This is a genomic window from Thermodesulfobacteriota bacterium (genome assembly GCA_039028315.1).
Lineage (GTDB): Bacteria > Desulfobacterota_D > UBA1144 > Nemesobacterales > UBA2774 > CR02bin9.
Window position 1 is genome coordinate 1 of the sequence record JBCCIH010000102.1, and the last position, 8,496, is coordinate 8,496.

At 41.2% G+C, this 8,496-nt stretch carries 7 protein-coding genes; 1 reads left to right on the top strand and 6 read right to left on the bottom strand.

Annotated features, from left to right (window positions below):
• The 4 genes from AAF462_07380 to AAF462_07395 form a co-directional block, all read right to left on the bottom strand.
• The coding region (locus tag AAF462_07380) for a glycosyltransferase (protein MEM7008938.1) at positions 1-798 on the bottom strand (798 nt) is incomplete at its 3' end.
• A gap of 31 nt (positions 799-829) precedes the next feature.
• Positions 830-1,468, bottom strand: a complete 639-nt coding sequence (locus AAF462_07385; GenBank protein MEM7008939.1) for a hypothetical protein — start codon at positions 1,466-1,468, stop codon at positions 830-832.
• Between the two features lie 24 nt (positions 1,469-1,492).
• Positions 1,493-2,191, bottom strand: coding sequence for a glycosyltransferase (locus AAF462_07390; GenBank protein MEM7008940.1), 699 nt, complete (start codon positions 2,189-2,191; stop codon positions 1,493-1,495).
• Positions 2,192-2,290: 99 nt separating this feature from the next.
• On the bottom strand, positions 2,291-3,466 hold the full coding sequence (locus AAF462_07395) for an ArsA family ATPase (protein MEM7008941.1): 1,176 nt from the start codon (positions 3,464-3,466) through the stop codon (positions 2,291-2,293).
• Positions 3,467-3,772: 306 nt separating this feature from the next.
• On the opposite strand from AAF462_07395, the gene AAF462_07400 reads away from it, so the two are divergent.
• The gene (locus AAF462_07400) at positions 3,773-4,360 is read left to right on the top strand and encodes a hypothetical protein (protein ID MEM7008942.1); all 588 of its coding nucleotides are present in this window, start codon (positions 3,773-3,775) and stop codon (positions 4,358-4,360) included.
• Position 4,361: 1 nt separating this feature from the next.
• On the opposite strand, the gene AAF462_07405 is transcribed toward AAF462_07400, so the two are convergent.
• Together AAF462_07405 and AAF462_07410 are read right to left on the bottom strand one after the other, a co-directional pair.
• On the bottom strand, positions 4,362-7,481 hold the full coding sequence (locus AAF462_07405) for an efflux RND transporter permease subunit (GenBank protein MEM7008943.1): 3,120 nt from the start codon (positions 7,479-7,481) through the stop codon (positions 4,362-4,364).
• 16 nt (positions 7,482-7,497) lie between these two features.
• Positions 7,498-8,496 (bottom strand): efflux RND transporter periplasmic adaptor subunit (locus AAF462_07410; GenBank protein MEM7008944.1); only part of this gene is annotated, 999 nt, incomplete at its 5' end.

Below are 8,496 nucleotides of genomic sequence, written 5' to 3' on the forward strand. Positions count from 1 at the left end.
CGCAACCGGAAGTCCGCAGGCCATGGCCTCTAGTATAACGAGCCCAAATGTGTCAAACATACTGGGGAAAACAAAGACATCTGCCTTGTTATACAAATTAACAAGCTTTTTGTGGTCAATGAAACCTGTAAATTCTACATCTGGATATTTTGCTTTTAGGGTGCTTAAGTAAGGGCCGTCTCCAACTAAAATCTTCTTGTAGCCTTCAATCTTACAGAAATCATCAAGGTTTTTGTCCTTACTGACCCTTCCAACAGTTATGATTGTTTTTTCTCTGGAACTTGTGCTCTGTCTTCCTGATGGATTAAACAGATTTGTGTCTACGCCTCTTCCCCACACTATGGAGTTATTAAGTGCCAGCTGTTTAGCTATGCTTTTGGTAGTGACAAGAACTTTTTTGCTGCACTTGTGAAACCATCTTATGTATAACCATGTGAATACTCTGGGTATCCCATATAAAACCCATCCATAGTCGGCCAATCTGGTGTGATATGATGTGTTATAGGGAATTTTGTTTTTTCTGCAGTACTGTCTCATTGCAAGACCAAGGCTTGCTTCAGTCGCAATATGAACCCTGTCAGGCTTGTACTGCTCAAAGTATTTTTCAGCTATGTAGTTTGCATTTTTAATTATTGGTATATTTCCTTGAAGTTTAAATATATGTTCAGATCCATCAACATAAGGATTTAGTACAAACACTTCGTGTTCTTTCTTTAAAAGATTGGTAATGTAGCTCCAAGTATAGGTAACGCCGTTTACCTGGGGATGCCAGGCGTCTGTAACTAGTAATATTTTCATTTTCTCTACCTCTCAAGAAAGAGATTTATTTCTAGAGGAAGTTCGTAAAATATAAAAGAACCGTTACCGTAAAAATCCCAAGAAATGCTCCCGCAATTGTTTGGGCTAGAGTATGGCGTTTTAGACGTATGCGCGACCAGGCTACAAGTGGGATTAGTAGAACTAGCGGAAGCCAGCTTTCTCCAAATAATGCTACAGCAAGTACAACCAGTCCTGCGATTGCAGTACTGTGACCACTGATTTTCCATTTGAAAGTAATAAGCAGTATGCAAAGTAGCTGAATAATTGCTACTGCTATAACAACCAGAATTAGCGTCGGTGCTCCTATTAAAAACATAACCATAAAAGCCAGTAGCGTGTTTGCAGTCATCAATATAAGGGGTTGGGTTCTTTCTTCTCTTATATTTAAATGAAAGTCTGACACAATTCCTTTTCTGACTAGATAGATTATATATAGAGTCGGAGGCAAGACAGTAAGTGCAATGTAGAGCGCAATCCAGGTAAGTGCAGACTCGTCATTTAAGCCGTAGGCAGCGATAACAACCGCTGCTATTGCAATTGTAAGCGGGCTTAAAACGCCTGAAATTATCCTTGCCCATCTGTTTTTCCATTCAGGGGAAACTATTACATATTCAGACAATCGCGTGTAATAACTTTTGTTTATCTGCATCTCTAGCCTATCCTAACTAAACCCTTAAGACCAATAACCCCAGTCGTAACTGCGCCATCTGCGTGGTATAAGGTTAAAATATAATAATGAACACCTTGTGATTGAATGTAAAGTCTTTCTTATTAATCCCATTTCTAATCTTCTATGATCTGTTGCATAAACTACCAATTTGGGATCGTATAGCGGCTTGTATCCATTTTGCTTTACGCGCCATGCAAGCTCAGAGTCTTCATTGCATGTAAGCTCTAAATCAAAGCCGCCTGATTTCTCATAAGCCCCTTTAGTTATTATACAATTTGAGCCTGAAGCTGCAGGAACGCCAATTGAATCTATTATATACTGTCCGTGAGAAAACAGTTTGTAATATGTCGCGTACTCGCCTGCGGATAGTTTTGGCCCGTAAATTAGATCATACCCCTCATACTCAAGAAGCTTGTCAAAATAGCCCGGCGCAAATTCTATATCTGCATCTGTAAATATTAGCCATTTGGTTTTAGCGAAATCGGATCCTATTTGTCTTGCTTGTGTTACAGAGCACAATTCTTTTATCACAGATGTATTTAGAGCTCTTTGCTCTGCGATGATCTCTGCTGTTTCATCTTCACTTGAATCGACCACTATTAATTTTATCTCTTCGGGAATTGATTTTAGGAATTTCCCAATGTTATGGGCTTCATTTCGTGTGGGTAAAATTATAGTAAACTCCTCTATATTTTTCATCATCCTTAAATAATGATAATAAATCTGTATTAAGCTTGATTTAATTGAGTGTTAAAAATGTGTTAATTATAGAAGTGATATAAATACTAGATTGGATTAATCTTAAGACTCTGGGTTTTCAAATGTGACAGTTAAAACCCCGTGTTCGAGATTTGCATTCTCCACATTTAATTTAGCAAGAAATTTTGGCAGAAAGATATTTCTTCTCTGGTTTTCTATCTGAATCGTAAGCTCTTCTCCTACTTGATGAAGCTTAACTTCTTCCTTGCTAACAAACGGCAGGTTCATAACTAGGCTGTATGTATCATCTTGCTTATGAATCTCATAGGGCTTGCCCTTATGGTATATCTGAGCCGGGTCATTATCTGAAAAAAGCTCCTTACCGAATTCTGAAAGCGCATCTTTGCCGAGTACTTCTTTTGAATGTAAAGGCCCCTCATGTATTGGAATAGAGCTGAATAAATGCTTTACGTCTTTCATGTAGCCTTTTTGAAATTTTTTCCATTCATTAAAATAAGGGTGGTCTAGGTGAGGAGGCATGACTCTATTTACGATTGCAGAATCCACGGGGTATCCGTAGAGGTTTAGATAGGTGAATGCCCGCTGAGTCTCATTTATTACCATCTTTTCAAGATTAAGTACAAGTCTGATTGATGTTACATCAGGATCTGAAAAGACCTGATGAATTGAGTTAAGCTGGGTGAACAAATTCTCAACAGCATTGTATGTGTCGTCTTCTGGAAGCGGCATGTCTGACACTACTTTTACAGCCGGGCGCACCACTTTCAGCACTTTGCGCTCAATTGGGAAAACCTTAACCAGCCACCACCTGGCTACATCTGGAAGTGAAAGGAGCTTAAGAGTCTCGCCCGTGGGCGCGCTGTCTACAATTATGACATCATACTTTTTCTCTACATAATGGTTATATACCCAAAGAAAAGAAGCAACCTCTTCCATCCCTGGGAAAACGCTAAATTCCTCTGCCAGAATATTGTCAACTTCCATCCAGTTAAATACCGATTGTATATAACTGGTGAGTTTGCCCCAATATTTATCAACTGAGTAGTAAACATCTATTTCTTGAGCGTAGACATTTTTTGCAACCTTAACCGGCTCCGGCCCAAGCTCTTGAGCAAAGACGTCTCTTAGGCTGTGAGCAGCATCAGTTGAGATAACTAATACTTTATTCCCCTTTGTAGCTGCTTGAAGCGCTGTTGCGGCGGCTACTGTAGTTTTTCCAACCCCGCCTTTTCCGGTGTAGAGGATTATTCTGCACATTGTATATATAGAGTACCTAAAATACTCATCTTGACATAAATCTTGTGGAGCTTAATATAATTAGGCTATATAAATTAAAAGAGGTCGGACCAATGTCAGAAGAAAATACTAAAAAACCAAACTCTTATCCATTTCTTTTTGTCTTACTAGCTTTGGGAATAATGACAGCAACTGTTTTGCTAGCAATAGGCGGAATTTACTTCAGTTTCATTAACCCATCATTCTAAGAATTGGTATCGCAGATTTTTACAACTTAGCTTTGTTTCGCCGGATTATAAGTGATATACTGCACACTAGGAGAAATAGATGAGTGAATTCAGCGCTCCCGGCCCGCAATCCCCAACAACTGATACTACAAATGCGCAAGCAGCGCCCACAGCTTCGCCTAAATCCAATTTTGCCAAATCATTTCGCTCAGAAGAGGCAATACTCGTTACTCTAATCATACTTTCCACTGTTGGTATAGCTATTACTAACTTTAGACCATTTATAAGTTTTTACTTTTGGGTCTCGATGGTGCCAGTTTTATTTCTGACAAGCCTTTATATCGGCTGGACAAAGGCCAGGAAAAGAGGCGAGGGCATATCAAGGATTATCTGGGTACAGCTTCTCCACTGGGTCGGGTTATTAGCAGCAATAGGACTCATTTACCTCTTATATTCTTCAACTGGACGCATAGACAATAATCAGCTTGCACTATTAACGCTTCTTTCGATAGCGCTTGCAACATTTTTAGCAGGGGTTCATTTTGAATGGCGCTTTATGGTTGTTGGCGTAATACTTGGCGCGGCAGTTGCCGGCGCAGCATTTATTGAGCAGGTTGTATGGATGGTTGTGATACCTGTTGCGGCTCTTATAGTGCTTGTAATATTTTGGTGGAAAAGAAGTTTATAAATTAAACAGTCTTAGTCCCAGGTAATTCTGCGGCAGATGTAGCTAATTCCTTACCTCTCCAATTTGCCCACTTCTTTTTAAGATAGATATTAAGATCGTCCAGCATTAAATACAGACATGGTATAAGTATCAAAGTTATAAATGTTGCAAACACAAGTCCAAACCCTAGAGCAACTGCCATTGGGGCTAGGAAAGCTGCTTCACCTCTGAATTTAATCATTAGTGATGCTAGACCTCCAAAAGTTGTAACAGTCGTAAGGACGATCGGTCTAAATCTGTGCTTAGCAGAAAACGCTACAGCTAAAACTCTATTCATCTTTTTGTACCGGGCATTAATAAACGTCATCAGAACCAAACTGTCGTTAACGACAATTCCCAAGAGAGCTACAACTCCTATAAGTGCAGGAAGAGTAAGCGGCTCACCTCTAAGTAGAATCCCTACCATAACTCCAATAAGCGCAAACGGCAGAACGGACATGATAATAAAAGGCTGGGCGTATGATCTTAGCATACTGGCCAGAATTATATATATCAGGAGCACTGCTATTATTGCAGCTCTTTGAATACTCTCTAATGATTCTCTTGTTTGCTCTTCTTCCCCGCCAAAAGCGTAACTGTATCCTCCATAGTCTTGGAGCTTTTCATCCAGGAAGGCAGAAATTAGATTGTTGACTTCGGTTGCGGTTGTTGCCTGCTCATTTATCTCAGCGGTAATCCTGACGGATCTCTCCAAGTCGTAGCGGGAGATATTTAACATGCTGGGCTCAGTGGTCATCGTTACTACATTACTAAGCGGCACCCATCCACCTTCAGAGGTCGGGATTTGATAGGACTCCAATAACGTCATTAGATTTCCAGAAGGCAATTCATACTTAACAATAATGTCTGCCTCCTCGGTGCCTATTCTTGTTTGTGAAACCGTAAGCCCTTCCGCCGCCGCTCTGATGGCTCTAGCAATAGTAGTGGTATCAAGTCCATAAATTGCGGCCCTGCTTTCATCAACATTAATTCTAATCTCAGGTTTACCCCAAATTAAATCATCACTAGCCTGAAATACCCCTGGGATTGACTCTAGATATTCTGATGTCTCTCTTGCAAGCTCCTTGAGGGTGTCAAATTCAGCCCCCTGTATTCTAAAATCAACCGGCTTTCCGACTGGCGGCCCTTCATTACTTACAAAATCCAATTTAACCGGTCCCACAACATTTGATTCTACATTTCGCCTAACCTCTTCCATAAGCTCTATGCCATTTTCACTTCTCTTAGCGAAGTCCTCATACTCAACAATCAACGTTGATAGGTGGTCCCCAAACTCAGACTGATCGTTTGATATATCCATTCCTATCATGGCGACGGTATCTTTTAGGACATGGTCAGGCACTACTTGCCTTACTACATTCTCCACTTCGACAACTGATTCTTCAGTAGAATCTATATTTGAAAAAGTCGGATTTTCTACCCTTACGAAAAATTGTGCTATGTCCTGAGAGTAAAAAAGTATGCGCGGGATATTAACAAAGATGACCATTGTCAAAGCGAGTAGTACTACAAATGTAGCGACAGTAATGTAGCGCCTTTTTAGAGTAAATGTTAGCGCTTTCATATAGTAGCCACGGATTTTATATACCCATTTTCTAACAGGTCTGTTCCGCGGTTGGGGTTTTAGATAATCTGCGCAGTGAGAAGGTAGTATGATGAGCGCTTCAATGAGTGATACTAAAAGCGCGTATATAGCAACTGTAGGTATCACAGCCATAAACTTCCCTATAAGCCCGGTTGCAATTAGCAGCGGAAGAAAAGAGGCAATGTTGGTTAGAATTGTGGCTACTACAGGTAGAGCCACTTCTTTTGTGCCTTTAATTGCGGATTCCACTGGAGAGTAGCCCAGCTGAAGGTAGCGCTGAATGTTCTCTGCCACGATAATAGCATCGTCTACAATAATTCCCAGAACCAATATCAGCCCGAACATTGATAGAATGTTAAGCGTGACTCCTGTGAACTGCATTAATATAAATGCTCCGAAAAACGCTACTGGAAGTCCGATTGCCGCAAGGAACGCGGATCGAAAATCTAAAAACAGCGCAAGAATTATTAAAACAATGACAAGCCCTATAACCCCGCTGCTAACCATAGTGTTAAATCTTTCCTGCACCCAATAGGAGCTGTCGTTAGTTGTATAGACCTGTATTTCGTCGGGTTTGCTGTTATTGAACTCCTCCACAACTTTCTCTATTTCTTCAACTGTTTTAATGGAGTCAGCGCCTTTTTGTTTGTTGACCCAAAGGTTAATTGCAGGAAGCCCGTTTACCCTGGCCTTAGTTCTAGTTTCCTGCTCACCTTGCTCTATCCTACCAATATCATTAAGGAGTATGTGTCTTCCATCAGGGTTTCGTTTAACGGGGATATTTAATAGGTCTTGGACCGTCTCGATTCTTCCAGTGACACGGACCAAAAACTCGGCGTCTCCCTGTTCCACAGCCCCTCCGGGAAGGTCAAGGTTCTTTTGGTCGATTGCACTGGCTATCTGCTCAAGAGTAACGTTATATTGCCTAAGCTGCTCTGGGTCTACATATACCCAAAACGCGGGGTCGCCCAATCCAGATGTTACGACATTATCTACACCTGGAACAAGCTTTACCTGATCCTCTAATCTTAAGCCAAAAGCCCTTAGAGTTTCTCTAGGCACATCTCCTGCTATGGCTACGCTTATTAGTGGAAAGTTTGCATCAAATTCCTCAGTGATAGGAGCCTCTGCATCTTCGGGGAGCTCATCTTCTATCTTGGCTACTTCAGATCGAATTTTCTGAGCAATTGTCTGAATATCCTCTCCTGCTTCCAGCTCTGCGATAATCGTAGAGAGCCCTTCGTTAGATGTTGAACGTATTACCTTAATACCGCTAATGTCATTTATCTCATCTTCTATTGGTATGCTAACTAGTTTTTCTACGTCCTCGGCAGATGCACCGGGATATACTGTAGTAACAGAGACAAGCTCTAGTTTAATTGATGGAAATAACTCAAGCGGGAGTCTTGCCGCAGACATTATGCCCACAATCAAGATTGCAAGCATTAGTAAGTTTACGAGTACGGGATTTTTAACCGAGAATTCAGCTATGTGCATTTGAACTGGTGTGGTGCTATTGCATTAATTTTACTAACTGTCCGCCGGCTAGCCCGACATGTCCTTCTATGATGATTTTGCTATCGGCAGGAATAAGATCTTTTGAGATTGTACCCTCTCTATCGTTTATCCAATCAACACTGACAGGCACCTTTAATGCTTTTCCGTCCTGATATACAAATACGAATAACTTATTGCTATCTGAAAGAACTGCGGTTCTTGGCACTACTACAACGTCCTTTAGCAACTCAACTGGTATTTCCATATTTACTATCTCACCTGGAAGCCAATTGAATTCGTTGTCCTCAATTTTAGCCTCAACTCTATACGTACCCGATTCTGAATCTATGTTAGGGCTAACGCCAATTATTGAGCCCTCTGAGTGTTCTAGTCTGTTATTTATAGTTGTGCTTAATTTTACTTTCATGCCTGGTTCTATTACTCTGGCCCACCTGGGTTCTACTCCGGCAACCGCTCTTTTTTCTTCTGTGCTGACCATCTCTACTACCAGCTCGCCGGCGGTGAGTTCTTGTCCAATATCGGGTATGACATGTATGATTTCCCCTGCAATAGGTGCTCTTAGACTCATGTTCTCAACGTCCCACTTCATTAGCCCATAGGACGCTTCAAGAGAATCTACATTTGCCGATTCAGCGGCCACTTGGTTTGCAAGTGAATCAAGAGTGTCCCTAGCAATAATCCCTTTCTCCACTAGAGTTAGAGACTGATCATATTTTCTTCTAAGTTCGTTTAAGTTGGCTTTTGCGGATTTGAGCCGTGCTTCGGATTCTTTGAGCCTAAGCACCCGCCTAGGATCTTCTAGAATAATAAGCTCCTGACCTTTTTCTACTTCCTGCCCAAGAGCAACTTTCTTTTCTACAACCCATCCACCCACAACTGCTTCGATGTCAATAGTCTGACCACCTTCTATTCTTGCCAGAAAACTGGTTGATTTCCAAACCTCAGTCGATATGGTCTCTTGCACTCTAACGGGCGAAACTCTTTGTTCAGTCTC

Bases quoted from the DNA above. Each gene is read 5' to 3' on its own strand.
- AAF462_07390 (MEM7008940.1), bottom strand. From the start codon at position 2,191: ATGATGAAAAATATAGAGGAGTTTACTATAATTTTACCCACACGAAAT.
- AAF462_07400 (MEM7008942.1), top strand. From the start codon at position 3,773: ATGAGTGAATTCAGCGCTCCCGGCCCGCAATCCCCAACAACTGATACT.
- AAF462_07395 (MEM7008941.1), bottom strand. From the start codon at position 3,466: ATGTGCAGAATAATCCTCTACACCGGAAAAGGCGGGGTTGGAAAAACT.
- AAF462_07405 (MEM7008943.1), bottom strand. From the start codon at position 7,481: ATGCACATAGCTGAATTCTCGGTTAAAAATCCCGTACTCGTAAACTTA.
- AAF462_07385 (MEM7008939.1), bottom strand. From the start codon at position 1,468: ATGCAGATAAACAAAAGTTATTACACGCGATTGTCTGAATATGTAATA.